Source organism: Pseudomonas sp. GW821-FHT11G12, from assembly GCF_058808055.1.
In genome coordinates this window covers 43,321-58,224 of sequence record NZ_JBXARH010000009.1, presented here as the reverse complement: position 1 = coordinate 58,224, position 14,904 = coordinate 43,321, and the positions used below count along the sequence as shown (strand labels likewise).

Sequence of the window (14,904 nt, the reverse complement as noted above, 5' to 3'; positions counted from 1 at the left end):
CGCAACCAAACATCAAAAAAGGCTGCTCGAAAGAGTGGCCTTTTTTGTATCTGTGGAAAAAGTCCTTTCGCAACAATGATCTGTCACTGTGCAGTGAACCGCTCAGGATCTTCAGACCCGCCGAGTTGCGACTATGCTTGAGTCGCGGGCAAGACGTCTGCAATCCGAGACCTGCCCTCGCCGATACCCGACGAGAGGCGTAGTATTTTGTGATTATTTTTTTCTACAGGGATTGGTAACTTGGCTGGATACCCCCATCCTGTCGCGCACAATCCAAGAGGTGATTGATGCGCGCCAACTCGTCTGATCCACAAGACACCCTCACCGTGAATCCACCGATCAAGCCTGAGCGCATGCGCTTGCTGGATCGAATCAGCAAATACCGGCAACCGATTGGTCTGGCGGTCACTTTGCTGTTGTTCGCTATCGCGCTGATTGCCTGCCGCCATCTGCTCAGCGAACTCGACCTCTATGCCTTGCACGACTCGATTCTCGATGTGCCGAAGCCCGCCCTGCTTGGCGCTTTCGGCGCGACCGTTGTCGGCTTCATCATTCTGCTGGGCTACGAATGGTCGGCCAGCCGCTATGCCGGCGTAACCATCCCGCCACGCACGCTCGCGCTCGGAGGCTTCACTGCTTTCGCGATCGGCAACGCCATCGGCTTGTCGATGCTGTCCGGCGGCTCGGTGCGCTACCGTTTATATGCACGACTTGGCCTGGGCGCTTCGGAAGTGGCGCACATGACCCTGTTCGCCAGCCTGTCGCTGGGCTGTGCCCTGCCGCCGCTGGCAGCGCTGGCGACCCTGAGTGACCTGCCGGCCGCCTCCCAGGCCCTGGGCCTGTCCGAGGGTCTGCTGGCCACGATTGCCTCTGCCGTGCTGTTGCTCGGCGCGATTCTGGCCATCGGCATCTACCGTCGGCGCCTGCCGGAGCAGCCTTACCGTGACAACCTGCTGGTCAAGGTCGGGCGCCGCACCCTGCGCCTGCCGGGTCGACGCCTGACGTTCCTGCAACTGGTCATCACCGCTCTCGACGTGGCCGCTGCCGCCACCGTGCTTTATCTGCTGCTGCCGGAAGCTCCGCCATTCGGCGCGTTCCTGCTGGTGTACCTGCTGGCCCTGGCTGCCGGCGTCCTCAGCCATGTACCGGGCGGGGTCGGGGTTTTCGAGGCGATTCTGCTGGCCGCGTTCGCCGACAAACTCGGCGCAGCGCCACTGGCCGCCGCCCTGCTGCTGTATCGCATGATCTACGTGGTGCTGCCATTGTTGGTGGCCTGCGTACTGTTGCTGATCAACGAAGGTCAGCGCCTGTTCCAGACGCAAACCATGCGCGCCGCCTCCGGCCTCGCGGCACCAATCCTCGCGGTGCTGGTGTTCCTGTCCGGCGTGGTGCTGCTGTTTTCCGGCGCGACGCCTGAAATCGACACCCGCCTGGAACACATCGCCTACCTGATCCCTCATCGCCTGGTCGATGCCTCGCACTTCGGCGCCAGCCTGATCGGCGTGCTGTGCCTGATGCTCGCCCAGGGCTTGCGCCGCCGACTGTCGGCGGCATGGATGCTGACTACCATTCTGCTGCTGGTGGGCGCCCTGCTCTCGCTGCTCAAGGGTTTCGACTGGGAAGAAGCCACGTTGATGACCCTCACGGCAGCGCTGCTGGGTGTGTTCCGTCGTTCTTTCTATCGGCCGAGCCGTCTGACCGAAGTGCCGTTCTCGCCGCTGTATCTGGTGGCGAGCCTGTGTGTACTCGGCGCATCGACCTGGCTGTTGCTGTTCGCCTATCAGGACGTGCCGTACAGCCATCAATTGTGGTGGCAGTTCACCCTCGACGCCGACGCCCCGCGCGGTCTGCGTTCGTTGCTCGGCGCCGCGGTGCTGTTGCTGGTGATCGCCCTGACCTGGTTGCTGCGCACCGCACGTCCGGTGATTCATCTGCCGACGTCCGATGAACTGGAGCGCGCCACGAAGATCCTGATGGCCTCCTCGCAACCGGATGGCGGCCTGGCCCTGACCGGTGACAAGGCGATGCTGTTCCACCCCAACGACGAAGCCTTCCTGATGTACGCGCGTCGAGGCCGCAGCCTGGTGGCGCTGTACGACCCGATCGGTCCTGGCCAGCAGCGGGCGGAAATGATCTGGCAGTTCCGTGACCTGTGCGACATCCACCACGCCCGTCCCGTGTTCTATCAGGTGCGCGCCGAGAACCTGCCGTACTACATGGACATCGGCCTGACCGCGATCAAGCTCGGCGAAGAAGCCCGGGTCGACCTGCATCGCTTTGACCTGGAAGCCAAGGGCAAGGAGATGAAGGACCTGCGTTACACCTGGAACCGCGGCACCCGCGACGGTCTGTCGCTGGAGATCTTTGAGCCGGGCCAGGCGCCGATGGATGAGCTCAAGGTGATTTCCGATGCCTGGCTGACCGGCAAGAACGTGCGCGAGAAAGGCTTCTCCCTCGGCCGTTTCAGCGACGATTACCTGAAGCATTTCCGCATCGCGGTGATTCGCTTCGAAGGCCGTCCGGTGGCGTTCGCCAACCTGCTCGAGACTTACAGCCATGACCTGGCCAGTCTCGACCTGATGCGCTCGCACCCGGACGCCCCCAAGCTGACCATGGAGTTTCTGATGGTCGGCCTGATTCAACACTATAAGAGTCACGGATACGCGCGCTTCAGCCTGGGCATGGTGCCGTTGTCGGGGTTGCAACCCCGGCGTGGTGCACCGCTGACCCAGCGTCTGGGCTCGATGGTTTTCCGCCGTGGTGAGCAGCTGTACAACTTCCAAGGCTTGCGCCGCTTCAAAGACAAGTTCCAGCCTGACTGGGAACCCCGTTATATGGCGGTGCCCGCCGGACTCGATCCGCTGGTGGCACTGGCCGATACTGCTGCCCTGATCGCGGGCGGCTTGACTGGATTGGTGAAACGCTGATGATTCAACGCTCCCTGAAGTACATCCTGGCCGCACTGATCGTGCTGGCCGTGATTGCCGGCGGCGGTTACTGGTACCTCAAACGCCCGGCACCGGAACCGACCCTCGAACAGCTCACGCCGGCTGACGGCACCGTCATGACCCGGGTCATCCCCGGCACCAAGCCCAAGGCCCAGGTGCTGGTGGCGGTCGAGGACGACAAGAAACTCTCCGACAATCAGCTGACCACCCTGAGCCGCAGCGCCTCGGCGCAGATCGTCCAGGTGATTCTGCCCAAGGACTGCCTGCTGCAAAGCCGCGCACTGCAAAGCGGTCTGCGTGAACTGAACGGCCCGGCGACCCTGGTCAGCGGCATCGGCCCTGGCGCGGTGCTGGCTTGGCGCTGGCTGTCCGAACAGAAAGACGACAAGGCCCAGGCCGTGTCGGTCGACCTGGCACTGGAAAAAGGCGGCTGCACCCACCTGCTGCCGAAATCCGCCGCCCACGGCCACTGGCTGGTGGCCTGGAACGACAACCCGGACGACACCAGCGCCGGTTTCGTACGCGATCAACCGAACGCCGAAACCAGCATCAGCGACTACGACATCAACCTGCCGCAAGTGCTGAACAACGAACTGCGCAAGATCCTCGTCGGTGGCGACAAAGCCGCTGGCGGTCTGCAAATCCCGGTTGTGGAAGTCCCGGCCGGCCAGGCCAAGGACACCGTGACCCTGTTCCTGTCCGGTGACGGCGGCTGGCGTGACCTCGACCGCGACGTGGCCGGTGAAATGGCCAAGATCGGCTACCCGGTCGTCGGCATCGACACCCTGCGCTACTACTGGCAGCACAAGAGCCCGGAACAGAGTGCGCTCGACCTGACCGAACTGATGCAGCACTACCGCCAGAAATGGGGCACCAAACGCTTCATCCTGACCGGTTACTCGTTCGGTGCCGACGTCCTGCCGGCCATCTACAACCGCCTGCCGGACACCGAGCAGCAGCGCATCGACGCAATCATCCTGCTGGCCTTCGCCCGCACCGGCAGCTTCGAAATCGAAGTCGAAGGCTGGCTCGGCAACGCCGGCAAAGAAGCTGCCACCGGACCTGAGATGGCCAAGCTGCCACCGGCCAAGGTCGTGTGCATCTACGGCGAGGAAGAAACCGACGAAAGCGGCTGCACCGACAAGACTGCAGTGGGCGAAGCAGTGAAGCTGCCTGGCGGCCACCACTTCGACGAGAACTACCCGGCGCTGGCCAAGCGCCTGGTGGACTTGATCGAGAAGCGTCAGGCCAAGGATCAGCCGGCAGAGTGATCTGAAGCGCACCAACGAAAAGCCCCCGCAACCTTAGGGTTGCGGGGGCTTTTTCATTCCGAGGGCTCCACGGTAATAGCGCGGAACTCAGTTAGCTGTCAGCGCTTCCTGGCCGAACCTCGCCCGCATGTCATCATGGCTGATCGCTTGAGCCGGATCGAAATTGCTCAATCGTGCCTCGACTGCCGCTTGAGCCCGAAGACTCTCGAGTTCATCCAGCCTTTCTTGCTCCGGTAACTCCGTCATACAAATCGTCCTCGCGCACCGTAATGACTCCGTGACAAGCAGCCTACCAGCTACCAGAGAGGATGGGCGCCTGGAACACGTTTGGACACGGATACAAAAAAGCCCCCGCCAGCCACAAGACCGACGGGGGCTTTTCAGTTCAGACGGAACCTACATCTCCACCTGCGTCCCCAACTCAATCACCCGGTTCAGTGGCAGATTGAAGAACCGCAGGTTCCCGTTGGCATTCTTCAACATGAACGCAAACAGCGCTTCACGCCAACGGGCCATGCCTTCGAGTTTCGAGGCAATCACCGTTTCGCGGCTGAGGAAGTAGGTGGTGCGCATCGGGCTGAAGTCCAGGTCATCCAGATGGCAGAGTTTCAGCGCCTGCGGCACGTCCGGCTCATCGGTGAAGCCAAAGTGCAGGATCACCCGGAAGAAGCCTTCGCCGTGCGCCTCGACCTCGAAGCGTCGAGATGGCGGTACACGCGGGATGTCTTCGTAGACCACGGTCAGCAGCACCACTTGCTCGTGCAAGACCTGGTTGTGCAGCAGGTTGTGCAACAGTGCATGCGGGACAGCGTCGGAGCGCGCAGTCAGGAACACGGCGGTGCCCTGCACACGGTGTGGCGGCTGGACGCGGATGCTGCTGATGAAGATCGGCAGCGGCAATGCGCCTTCGTCCAGACGCTCGACCAGCAGTTGCTTGCCGCGCTTCCAGGTGGTCATCAGCACGAACAGCGCGATACCGGCGATCACCGGGAACGCACCGCCCTGCACGATCTTCGGCACGTTGGCGGCGAAGTACAGACCGTCCACCAGCAAGAAGCCGATCAGCACCGGCACGGCCAGCACCGGCGGCCATTTCCACAGCAGCAGCATGACCGCCGACACCAGAATCGTGGTCATCAGCATGGTCCCGGTCACCGCCACACCGTAGGCCGAGGCCAGGGCGCCGGAGGATTCGAAACCGATCACCAGCAAGACCACGCCGACCATCAGCGACCAGTTCACGGCACCGATGTAGATCTGGCCCTGCTCATCGCTGGAGGTGTGCTGGATGTACATGCGCGGGATGTAACCGAGCTGGATCGCCTGACGGGTCAGGGAGAACGCGCCGGAGATCACCGCTTGCGAGGCGATCACCGTGGCCAGGGTCGACAGACCGACCAGCGGAATCAGCGCCCAGCTCGGCGCCAGCAGGTAGAACGGGTTGCGCGCCGCTTCCGGGTTGTCCAGCAGCAAGGCGCCCTGACCGAAGTAGTTGAGCACCAGCGCCGGCAGCACCAGCAGGAACCACGCCCGGGCAATCGGCTTGCGGCCGAAGTGGCCCATGTCGGCGTACAGCGCTTCGGCACCGGTCAGCGCCAGCACCACGGCGCCGAGGATCGCCACGCCCATGCCGGCATGCACCATGAAGAAACGCACGGCCCAGATCGGGTTCAGTGCCTTCAGTACTTCCGGGGAATGGCTGATGCCGTACACGCCGAGGGCGCCGAGCACCAGGAACCAGGTGACCATTATCGGCCCGAAGAGGATGCCGATCCGCGCCGTACCGTGACGCTGGATCAGGAACAGACCCACCAGCACCACCAGCGACAACGGCACGACCCAATGGTCGATCCCGTCAAACGCCAAGCCCAGGCCTTCGATGGCCGACAGTACGGAGATCGCCGGGGTGATCATGCTGTCGCCGTAGAACAGCGCCGCACCGATCAAGCCGCAGACCACCAGCAGCGAACGCAATTTCCTGCGCTCCCCCGCTGCTCGCCGCGCCAGCGCGGTCAGGGCCATGATCCCGCCTTCGCCCTGGTTGTCGGCGCGCAGGACGAACATCATGTACTTGATCGATACGACCCAGATCAGCGACCAGAAGATCAGCGACAGAATGCCCAGCACCCCATCGTGGTTGACGGGTACGCCGTAACCGCCGGAAAACACTTCTTTGAGGGTGTACAACGGGCTCGTGCCGATGTCGCCGTAAACTACCCCGACCGCCGCGACCAGCATACTCAGCGGCTTGGTGGCCGAACCCTCGGCGCCTGCCGCGTGACTACTTGCCTGACCCATCCAACACTCCTGATTTCCAGACCGGCTTCTTTGAACGAAGCACTATGCTTTTTGATGCAGCATGCGCTGTTTTACCTGTTGTTACAGTCGTTTTGTTGACTGTAAAAAATTGGTAAAGCGTCTTGGCGCGAAGCATAGCGCAGCACTCGTCGCATTTCCCTGCATAAAGCTGGTCAAGTGCGCTGCTCATCGCTAGAATTGCGCACTTTTTGATCAGAGGCGCAGTTCAAGCGCCCGTCCGTCGATTCCCGAATCAGGCAATCGATGTCACAAAACACCGAGGTTAGACATGTCCACCACTCCTGCGCCGGCCAATCCAAAGGTTGGCTTCGTATCTCTGGGTTGCCCGAAAGCACTGGTCGACTCCGAGCGCATCCTGACCCAGCTGCGCATGGAAGGCTATGACGTGGTGTCCACCTATCAGGACGCCGACGTGGTCGTGGTCAACACCTGTGGCTTCATCGACTCGGCCAAGGCCGAATCGCTGGAAGTCATCGGCGAAGCGATCAAGGAAAACGGCAAGGTCATCGTGACCGGCTGCATGGGCGTGGAAGAAGGCAACATCCGTGACGTGCACCCGAGCGTGCTGGCCGTCACCGGTCCGCAGCAGTACGAGCAAGTGGTCAACGCCGTGCACGAAGTCGTGCCGCCACGTCAGGATCACAACCCGCTGATCGACCTGGTGCCGCCGCAAGGCATCAAGCTGACCCCGCGCCACTACGCGTACCTGAAGATTTCCGAAGGCTGCAACCACAGCTGCAGCTTCTGCATCATCCCGTCGATGCGCGGCAAACTGGTCAGCCGTCCGGTCGGCGACGTGCTCGACGAAGCCCAGCGTCTGGTCAAATCCGGCGTCAAAGAGCTGCTGGTGATCTCCCAGGACACCAGCGCCTACGGCGTTGACGTCAAGTACCGCACCGGTTTCTGGAACGGCGCGCCGGTGAAAACCCGCATGACCGAACTGTGCGAAGCGCTGAGCACCCTCGGCGTCTGGGTCCGTCTTCACTACGTTTACCCGTACCCGCACGTCGACGAGCTGATCCCGCTGATGGCCGCCGGCAAGATCCTGCCGTACCTGGACATCCCGTTCCAGCACGCCAGCCCGAAAGTCCTGAAGTCGATGAAACGCCCGGCGTTCGAAGACAAGACCCTGGCACGGATCAAGAACTGGCGCGAAATCTGCCCGGACCTGATCATCCGTTCGACTTTCATCGTCGGCTTCCCCGGCGAAACCGAAGAAGACTTCCAGTACCTGCTGGACTGGCTGACCGAAGCCCAGCTCGACCGCGTCGGCTGCTTCCAGTACTCGCCGGTCGAAGGCGCGCCGGCCAATGACCTGAACCTCGATATCGTTCCGGACGACGTCAAGCAGGATCGCTGGGAACGCTTCATGGCGCACCAGCAGGAAATCAGCTCGGCCCGTCTGCAAATGCGCATCGGCCGTGAAATCGAAGTGCTGGTGGACGAAGTCGACGAGCAAGGCGCGGTCGGCCGCTGCTTCTTCGATGCCCCGGAAATCGACGGCAACGTGTTCATCGACAACGGCAGCAACCTCAAGCCGGGCGACAAGGTCTGGTGCAAGGTGACCGACGCCGACGAATACGACCTCTGGGCCGAACAGATCTAAACGCGAAAAATACGAAAAGCCCCGCTCTCTTTTACGAGATGCGGGGCTTTTTTACGGCTATCGTTTGTGGGGGGAAGGACTCCCCTCATTCATGACAAAGAGGCTAACGGGCATGCGTCACCATTCGGTCATCCACACGCCGAAACTCAGCGACTATCAGGAACTGACCCGGGTCTGGGAGGCCTCGGTCCGCGCGACCCATGATTTTCTGCCGGACAGCTATATCGAGCTGCTGCGCAATCTGGTGCTGACCCGCTACCTCGATGCGGTGATGCTGATCTGCACCAAGGACAGTCACCAGCGCATCACCGGTTTTGCCGGCGTGGCGGCGGGCAAGATCGAAATGCTGTTCATCGATCCCGAACATCGCGGCCAAGGCCTGGGCAAAAAGCTGCTCAATTATGCGATGCAGCACCTGAACGCCGATGAACTGGACGTCAACGAACAGAACCCGCAGGCTCTGGGTTTTTACTTCAAGCAGGGGTTCGAGGTGATCGGCCGGTCGGAGGTCGACGGCATGGGCCAGCCTTATCCGTTGCTGCACATGCGTCTGAAACAGCCGGAACAGCGCGCCGTACGCGGCTAAAAGCCACACGGTACAAATGCAATCGCGATTAACCGGCGCCAGGCAGGTACAATGCCCACCCCTTTTTTGTTACGGCCCTGTCATGACTGACCCGATTCGCCTCTCCAAACGCCTCATCGAACTGGTCGGTTGCTCCCGCCGGGAGGCCGAGCTGTTCATCGAGGGCGGCTGGGTCACCGTGGACGGCGAAGTCATCGACGAGCCGCAGTTCAAGGTCGGCGACCAGAAAGTCGAGCTCGACAAGGACGCCAAGGCCACCGCGCCGGAGCCGGTGACCATCCTGCTCAACGTCCCGGCGGGCGTGGACATCGACACCGCCATGCAGTCGCTGAACGCCGAAACCCTCAGCGAAGAACACCGCTACGGCAAGCGTCCGCTGCGCGGGCACTTCCTGCGCCTGACCGCCAGCGCCGACCTGCAACCCAAGGCCAGTGGCCTGCTGGTGTTCACCCAGGACTGGAAGGTGCTGCGCAAGCTCACCGCCGACGCGGCCAAGATCGAGCAGGAATACGTGGTCGAAGTCGAAGGCGACATGGTCGCCCACGGCCTCAATCGCCTGCAGCACGGCCTCACCCACAAGGGCAAGGAGCTGCCGCCGGTCAAGGCCAGCTGGCAGAACGAAAACCGCCTGCGCTTCGCCATGAAGAACCCGCAGCCGGGCATCATCGCCCAATTCTGCGAAGCGGTCGGGCTGAAGGTCGTCGGCATCCGCCGCATCCGCATCGGCGGCGTATCGATCGGCAAGGTGCCGGCCGGCCAATGGCGCTACCTGTCCGGCAAAGAGAAGTTCTAAGGCCTCTGTTGCCGCCACACATTCCGGCATCGCGCCTGCGCGGTGCCCACAGCGAAAGATCAGGACTGCAAACATGGTTCATAACGACGTATTGCGCAGCGTGCGCTACATGCTCGACATCAGCGACAAGAAAGTCGTCGAGATCATCAAACTCGGCGGCCTGGACGTGACCCTCGCCGACGTGGTGACCTGGCTCGACAAGAAAGAAGAAGACGAAGAAGGTTTCGTGCGCTGCCCGGACGAAGTCATCGCTCACTTCCTCGACGGCCTGGTGGTGTTCAAGCGCGGCAAGGACGAAAGCCGTCCGCCGCAGCCAATCGAAGTGCCAGTGACCAACAACATCATCCTGAAAAAGCTGCGCGTGGCCTTCGAACTGAAAGAAGACGACATGCACGCGATTCTCAAGGCTGCCGAGTTCCCGGTTTCCAAGCCTGAACTGAGTGCGTTGTTCCGCAAGGTCGGCCACACCAACTACCGTCCGTGCGGCGACCAGTTGCTGCGCAATTTCCTCAAGGGTCTGACGCTGCGCGTTCGCGGCTGATCCCTTTCAGAACGGCGACTTCGGTCGCCGTTTTCATGCATGCCCCTCCATTCCCTGCAAAAATAGTGGCTCCGCTTTTCGCGGCCGGCGACTAGGGTGTACTGAACCCTAGCCCTCAGGATTCGCCATGCACCCGTATTTTTCCCTGCAAGGCCGCACCGCCCTGGTGACCGGCGGCACCCGTGGTATCGGCAAAATGATCGCCAAGGCGTTTGTCGAGGCTGGTGCCCGTGTGTACGTCTGCTCCCGAGACGCTGAAGCCTGTCATCAAACCGCTGAAGAACTCGGTGCATTGGGCTCCTGCCAGGGGGTGGCAGCGAATCTGGCGACCGAAGAAGGCGTAAAAGAACTGGCAGCTCGATTGGGCGAACAGATTACCCATCTGGACATTCTGGTGAACAACGCCGGCACCACCTGGGGCGCGCCGCTGGAGAGCTACCCGGTCAAGGGCTGGGAAAAGGTCATGCAGCTCAACGTGACCTCGGTGTTCAGTTGCATCCAGCAATTCCTGCCTTTGCTGCGCAAGGCTGGCTCGGCAGCGAATCCCGCGCGGATCATCAACATCGGCTCAGTGGCGGGAATCTCTTCCTTCGGCGAACAGGCCTACGCCTACGGGCCGAGCAAAGCGGCCCTGCATCAACTGTCGCGGATTCTCGCTCGTGAACTGGTGAGCCAGCACATCAACGTCAACGTCATCGCGCCGGGGCGCTTCCCGAGCAAGATGACCCAGCACATCGGCAGTGACCAGCAGGCACTGGCCGAGGACACTGCGCTGATTCCGATGAAACGCTGGGGCCGCGAAGAAGAAATGGCGGCGCTGGCGATCAGCCTGGCGAGCACTGCCGGGGCCTACATGACCGGGAATATCATTCCGCTGGATGGCGGGTTCAGTCTGTAGACCGGCGACGCGCCCGGACGGGTTATCATGCCCGCCCTGCTCCGTTTCGAATGCAAACCATGACTTACAGCGTCTCCCCCATCGGCTTCGTCCGCTCCTGCTTCAAGGAGAAGTTCGCCATCCCGCGCCAGCCGCAACTGGCCCCCGCCGCCCGTGGCGTGCTGGAACTGGTGGCGCCGTTCGATCAGGGCGATGCGGTGCAAGGATTGGAGCAGGTCAGCCATGTCTGGCTGCTGTTCCTGTTCCATCAGGCGCTGGAGGAAAAGCCGCGACTGAAGGTCCGCCCTCCCCGCCTGGGCGGCAACAAGTCCATGGGCGTGTTTGCCACCCGCGCCACTCACCGGCCGAACGGCATCGGCCAGTCGGTGGTGAAGCTGGACAAGGTCGAGGCCAATCGCCTGTTCATCTCCGGCATCGACCTGCTGGACGGCACGCCGATTCTCGACATCAAACCCTACGTGCCCTACGCCGATATCATCGCTGACGCCTCCAACAGCATCGCCAGTGCCGCGCCGCAACTGATCGACGTGCAGTGGACAGACGCAGCGCTGCAACAGGCGCATACGCACGCTCAGCGCCTTACCGAACCTTTGGTCGAGCTGATCGAGCAATGTCTGGCCCAGGATCCGCGTCCGGCGTATCAGACGCCCGCGCCAGAGCGCGAATACGGTGCGCAGTTCTGGGATCTGGATGTGCGTTGGCACTATCCGACGCCGGAGCAGATCCGCGTCCTGGAAGTCATCCCCGCCAACGACTAAATCCCGGAAACGAAAAAGCCCGCGTTGCCTTCTCAGGCAACGCGGGCTGATCGTTCCCACGTCGAGGCGTCGAACCGTCTGCGTGGGAATGCATCCAGTGACGCTCTGCGTCACCTATAAACAGCTTACTTCTCGACGAACGCACGCTCGATCAGGTAATCACCCGGCTCGCGCATCCGCGCCGAGATCTTCAGGCCGAAGCTGTCGAGCACTTCGCTGGTCTCGTCGAGCATGCTCGGGCTGCCGCAGATCATCGCGCGGTCGTCCTGCGGGTTGATCGGTGGCAGGCCGATGTCGCTGAACAGCTTGCCGCTGCGCATCAGGTCGGTCAGACGACCCTGATTCTCGAACGGTTCGCGGGTCACGGTCGGGTAGTAGATCAGCTTGTCACGCAGCGCCTCGCCGAAGAATTCGTTCTGCGGCAGGTGCTCGGTGATGAACTCGCGGTAGGCGACTTCGTTGACGTAACGAACACCGTGAACCAGGATCACTTTCTCGAAGCGCTCGTAGGTTTCAGGGTCCTGGATCACGCTCATGAACGGCGCCAGACCGGTGCCGGTGCTCAGCAGGTACAAATGCTTGCCCGGGTTCAGGTCGTCCAGCACCAGGGTGCCGGTAGGCTTCTTCGAGATGATGATCTCGTCGCCTTCCTTCAGGTGCTGCAGCTGGGAGGTCAGCGGACCGTCCTGCACCTTGATGCTGAAGAACTCGAGATGCTCTTCCCAGTTCGGGCTGGCGATCGAGTAAGCGCGCATAAGCGGGCGGCCGTTGGGCTGTTGCAGGCCGATCATCACGAACTGACCGTTCTCGAAGCGCAGGCCCGGATCGCGGGTGCACTTGAAGCTGAACAGAGTGTCGTTCCAGTGATGAACACTGAGGACACGCTCGTGGTTCATGTTGCTCATGTACGTGGGACTCCTGGAGATTGATCTGCGCTTGCCCGGCTGGTCTTGAAGAATGCCGACGGTGCGCAATTGCATCGCATTCTAATAGCGCCGACAATATCTGTTAACTGGATTATTAAGATAAGGGTTATCGGTTATATCGATATGCGATTTACTCTTCGTCAACTGCAAGTCTTCGTCGCCGTCGCCCAGCAGGAAAGTGTGTCCCGCGCTGCGGGTCTGCTTAACCTGTCGCAATCGGCCGCCAGCACTTCCATCACCGAACTGGAGCGCCAGTCCAGCTGCCAGCTGTTCGATCGCGCCGGCAAACGCCTGAGCCTCAACGCCCTCGGCAAACAGTTATTGCCGCAAGCGGTGGCCCTGCTCGATCAGGCCAAGGAAATCGAGGACCTGCTCAACGGCAAATCCGGTTTCGGCTCGCTGTCGGTGGGCGCGACCCTGACCATCGGCAATTACCTGGCGACGCTGCTGATCGGCGGTTTCATGCAGCGTCACCCGGAAAGCCAAGTGAAGCTGCACGTGCAGAACACTGCCAATATCGTGCAACAAGTGGCGCATTACGAAATTGATCTGGGTCTAATCGAAGGCGATTGCAGCCACCCGGACATCGAAGTGCAGAGCTGGGTCGAGGACGAACTGGTGGTGTTCTGCGCCCCGCAGCATCCACTGGCCAAACGCGGCAGCGCGACCATGGAAGAGTTGACGCACGAAGCGTGGATTCTGCGCGAACAAGGCTCCGGCACCCGCCTGACCTTCGATCAGGCCATGCGTCACCATCGCAGTGCGCTGAACATTCGTCTGGAACTGGAACACACGGAAGCGATCAAGCGCGCCGTGGAATCAGGTTTGGGGATTGGCTGTATTTCGCGCCTGGCGCTGCGTGACGCCTTCCGGCGCGGCAGCCTGGTGCCGGTGGAGACGCCGGATCTGGATCTGGCGCGACAGTTCTACTTCATCTGGCACAAACAGAAGTACCAGACCTCCGCCATGCGCGAGTTTCTCGATCTGTGCCGCGCCTTCACCGCCGGGGTCCAGCGCAGCGACGAGATCGTCCTGCCGACGATCGCTTAAAGCAGAATCACCGCCCACACCAGGGCAATCATGCTCAGTGCCACGAATTGCGCGGCGCTGCCCATGTCCTTGGCGTTCTTGGAGAGTGGGTGCAGTTCCAGGGAAATGCGGTCGATGGCCGCCTCCACCGCGGAGTTCAGCAGCTCGACGATCAGCGCCAGCAGGCACACAGCGATCAGCAAGGCCTGCTCGACACGGCTGACATTCAGGAAAAACGTCAGTGGAATCAGCACCACGTTCAGCAGCACCAGCTGACGGAACGCCGCTTCGCCGGTGAAGGCTGCGCGCAAACCGTCCAGCGAGTAACCGGAAGCGTTGAGGATGCGTTTCAGGCCCGTCTGGCCCTTGAAAGGTGACATAAAGTAGATAACCGACCAAAAAGAAGTGGGGAAGCTAGATCAACGAAAGTCAAAAAAGCGTGAAGACGCCAGCTATTACTGGCTCGGAATTGACTCAAGTTGTTGCAAGAGTAAAGCTGCCTGAGTCCGGGTCCGCACGTTCAACTTGCGAAAGATCGCCGTGACGTGGGCCTTGATGGTCGCTTCCGACACGCTCAACTCATAGGCGATCTGCTTGTTGAGCAGGCCTTCGCAGACCATGGTCAGCACCCGGAACTGCTGCGGCGTCAGGCTCGCCAGGCCATCGCTGGCGGCTTTGGCTTCATCCGAAACGCTGACCGCTTCGAACGCCTGTGGCGGCCAGAACACGTCGCCGTCCAGAACTTTGCGCACGGCTTCCTGAATCACGCTCAAGTCGCTCGACTTGGGAATGAAACCGCTGGCGCCGAACTCCCGCGACTTGACCATCACCGAAGCTTCTTCCTGCGCCGAAACCATCACCACCGGAATCTGCGGGTACTGCCCGCGCAACATCACCAGCCCGGAAAACCCGAAAGCACCCGGCATGTTCAGGTCCAGCAGCACCAGGTCCCAGTCGGCCTTTTCGGTCAGGCGGGCTTCCAGTTCGGCAATGCTCGCCACTTCCACCATTCGCACATCCGGGCCAAGGCCCATCGTCACCGCTTGATGCAGTGCGCTACGAAAAAGAGGGTGATCATCGGCAATCAGGATGTCGTATGTGGCCATTTTTCAAATGATCCTGTTTTTGATGGCAGACCCGATGCATTCGAGTCTCACCAAGGCAACTCAAGATGCCGACGCTTTTGCAGCGGCATCCACAGGGGCACGTTCAACGCCAATCACGGACAA

General features: G+C 61.4%; 14 protein-coding genes. 9 read left to right on the top strand and 5 right to left on the bottom strand.

Features of this window, described 5'->3' with window-relative positions:
* Nucleotides 1-287 precede the first annotated feature (287 nt).
* Both mprF and AC1RR7_RS23425 read left to right on the top strand, forming a co-directional pair.
* Nucleotides 288-2,927, top strand: a complete 2,640-nt coding sequence (gene mprF / locus AC1RR7_RS23430; RefSeq protein ID WP_273539387.1) for a bifunctional lysylphosphatidylglycerol flippase/synthetase MprF — start codon at nucleotides 288-290, stop codon at nucleotides 2,925-2,927.
* Nucleotides 2,927-4,219 carry a virulence factor family protein gene (locus tag AC1RR7_RS23425; protein ID WP_096819556.1) on the top strand — a complete coding sequence of 431 codons (1,293 nt, stop codon included), beginning with the start codon at nucleotides 2,927-2,929 and terminating at the stop codon, nucleotides 4,217-4,219. The genes mprF and AC1RR7_RS23425 overlap by 1 nt, the downstream gene beginning before the upstream one ends.
* A gap of 87 nt (nucleotides 4,220-4,306) precedes the next feature.
* Here the strand turns inward: AC1RR7_RS23425 and AC1RR7_RS23420 are convergent, their stop codons facing one another.
* Both AC1RR7_RS23420 and AC1RR7_RS23415 read right to left on the bottom strand, forming a co-directional pair.
* On the bottom strand, nucleotides 4,307-4,465 hold the full coding sequence (locus AC1RR7_RS23420; protein WP_173862942.1) for a hypothetical protein: 159 nt from the start codon (nucleotides 4,463-4,465) through the stop codon (nucleotides 4,307-4,309).
* Nucleotides 4,466-4,615: 150 nt separating this feature from the next.
* On the bottom strand, nucleotides 4,616-6,457 hold the full coding sequence (locus AC1RR7_RS23415; RefSeq protein WP_371858323.1) for a potassium transporter Kup: 1,842 nt from the start codon (nucleotides 6,455-6,457) through the stop codon (nucleotides 4,616-4,618).
* Nucleotides 6,458-6,806: 349 nt separating this feature from the next.
* Here AC1RR7_RS23415 and rimO point away from each other — a divergent pair, with 349 nt between their 5' ends.
* The 6 genes from rimO to tsaA all read left to right on the top strand — a co-directional run bounded on the left by rimO (nucleotide 6,807) and on the right by tsaA (nucleotide 11,720).
* Nucleotides 6,807-8,144, top strand: coding sequence for a 30S ribosomal protein S12 methylthiotransferase RimO (gene rimO, locus AC1RR7_RS23410; RefSeq protein WP_096819558.1), 1,338 nt, complete (start codon nucleotides 6,807-6,809; stop codon nucleotides 8,142-8,144).
* A gap of 112 nt (nucleotides 8,145-8,256) precedes the next feature.
* Complete coding sequence (locus AC1RR7_RS23405; protein ID WP_096819559.1) at nucleotides 8,257-8,730, top strand: GNAT family N-acetyltransferase; 474 nt, start codon at nucleotides 8,257-8,259, stop codon at nucleotides 8,728-8,730.
* A gap of 82 nt (nucleotides 8,731-8,812) precedes the next feature.
* Nucleotides 8,813-9,523 carry an rRNA pseudouridine synthase gene (locus AC1RR7_RS23400; protein WP_102621517.1) on the top strand — a complete coding sequence of 237 codons (711 nt, stop codon included), beginning with the start codon at nucleotides 8,813-8,815 and terminating at the stop codon, nucleotides 9,521-9,523.
* Nucleotides 9,524-9,596: 73 nt separating this feature from the next.
* Nucleotides 9,597-10,064, top strand: a complete 468-nt coding sequence (locus AC1RR7_RS23395; protein ID WP_096819561.1) for a YehS family protein — start codon at nucleotides 9,597-9,599, stop codon at nucleotides 10,062-10,064.
* A gap of 127 nt (nucleotides 10,065-10,191) precedes the next feature.
* Nucleotides 10,192-10,962: an SDR family oxidoreductase gene (locus AC1RR7_RS23390; RefSeq protein ID WP_102621518.1), complete on the top strand. Its 771-nt coding sequence runs from the start codon at nucleotides 10,192-10,194 to the stop codon at nucleotides 10,960-10,962.
* Between the two features lie 59 nt (nucleotides 10,963-11,021).
* The gene (gene tsaA, locus AC1RR7_RS23385) at nucleotides 11,022-11,720 is read left to right on the top strand and encodes a tRNA (N6-threonylcarbamoyladenosine(37)-N6)-methyltransferase TrmO (protein WP_173861367.1); all 699 of its coding nucleotides are present in this window, start codon (nucleotides 11,022-11,024) and stop codon (nucleotides 11,718-11,720) included.
* Between the two features lie 125 nt (nucleotides 11,721-11,845).
* Here tsaA and fpr read toward each other — a convergent pair whose 3' ends face one another.
* The gene (gene fpr / locus AC1RR7_RS23380; protein ID WP_007908723.1) at nucleotides 11,846-12,625 is read right to left on the bottom strand and encodes a ferredoxin-NADP reductase; all 780 of its coding nucleotides are present in this window, start codon (nucleotides 12,623-12,625) and stop codon (nucleotides 11,846-11,848) included.
* A gap of 144 nt (nucleotides 12,626-12,769) precedes the next feature.
* On the opposite strand from fpr, the gene AC1RR7_RS23375 reads away from it, so the two are divergent.
* Nucleotides 12,770-13,696, top strand: coding sequence for a LysR family transcriptional regulator (locus tag AC1RR7_RS23375; RefSeq protein ID WP_085729869.1), 927 nt, complete (start codon nucleotides 12,770-12,772; stop codon nucleotides 13,694-13,696).
* Here the strand turns inward: AC1RR7_RS23375 and AC1RR7_RS23370 are convergent.
* Together AC1RR7_RS23370 and erdR are read right to left on the bottom strand one after the other, a co-directional pair.
* Nucleotides 13,693-14,055, bottom strand: a complete 363-nt coding sequence (locus tag AC1RR7_RS23370; protein WP_003222276.1) for a diacylglycerol kinase — start codon at nucleotides 14,053-14,055, stop codon at nucleotides 13,693-13,695. The genes AC1RR7_RS23375 and AC1RR7_RS23370 overlap by 4 nt on opposite strands.
* Nucleotides 14,056-14,130: 75 nt before the next feature.
* A complete protein-coding gene (gene erdR / locus AC1RR7_RS23365; protein WP_085647827.1) occupies nucleotides 14,131-14,781 on the bottom strand; it encodes a response regulator transcription factor ErdR in 651 nt (216 codons plus the stop codon).
* Between the last annotated feature and the right edge of the window lie 123 nt (nucleotides 14,782-14,904).

Bases quoted from the DNA above. Each gene is read 5' to 3' on its own strand.
- AC1RR7_RS23400 (WP_102621517.1), top strand. From the start codon at position 8,813: ATGACTGACCCGATTCGCCTCTCCAAACGCCTCATCGAACTGGTCGGT.
- AC1RR7_RS23420 (WP_173862942.1), bottom strand. From the start codon at position 4,465: ATGACGGAGTTACCGGAGCAAGAAAGGCTGGATGAACTCGAGAGTCTT.
- AC1RR7_RS23425 (WP_096819556.1), top strand. From the start codon at position 2,927: ATGATTCAACGCTCCCTGAAGTACATCCTGGCCGCACTGATCGTGCTG.
- AC1RR7_RS23415 (WP_371858323.1), bottom strand. From the start codon at position 6,457: ATGCTGGTCGCGGCGGTCGGGGTAGTTTACGGCGACATCGGCACGAGC.
- fpr (WP_007908723.1), bottom strand. From the start codon at position 12,625: ATGAGCAACATGAACCACGAGCGTGTCCTCAGTGTTCATCACTGGAAC.
- rimO (WP_096819558.1), top strand. From the start codon at position 6,807: ATGTCCACCACTCCTGCGCCGGCCAATCCAAAGGTTGGCTTCGTATCT.
- AC1RR7_RS23390 (WP_102621518.1), top strand. From the start codon at position 10,192: ATGCACCCGTATTTTTCCCTGCAAGGCCGCACCGCCCTGGTGACCGGC.
- AC1RR7_RS23405 (WP_096819559.1), top strand. From the start codon at position 8,257: ATGCGTCACCATTCGGTCATCCACACGCCGAAACTCAGCGACTATCAG.
- AC1RR7_RS23375 (WP_085729869.1), top strand. From the start codon at position 12,770: ATGCGATTTACTCTTCGTCAACTGCAAGTCTTCGTCGCCGTCGCCCAG.
- AC1RR7_RS23370 (WP_003222276.1), bottom strand. From the start codon at position 14,055: ATGTCACCTTTCAAGGGCCAGACGGGCCTGAAACGCATCCTCAACGCT.
- mprF (WP_273539387.1), top strand. From the start codon at position 288: ATGCGCGCCAACTCGTCTGATCCACAAGACACCCTCACCGTGAATCCA.
- tsaA (WP_173861367.1), top strand. From the start codon at position 11,022: ATGACTTACAGCGTCTCCCCCATCGGCTTCGTCCGCTCCTGCTTCAAG.
- AC1RR7_RS23395 (WP_096819561.1), top strand. From the start codon at position 9,597: ATGGTTCATAACGACGTATTGCGCAGCGTGCGCTACATGCTCGACATC.
- erdR (WP_085647827.1), bottom strand. From the start codon at position 14,781: ATGGCCACATACGACATCCTGATTGCCGATGATCACCCTCTTTTTCGT.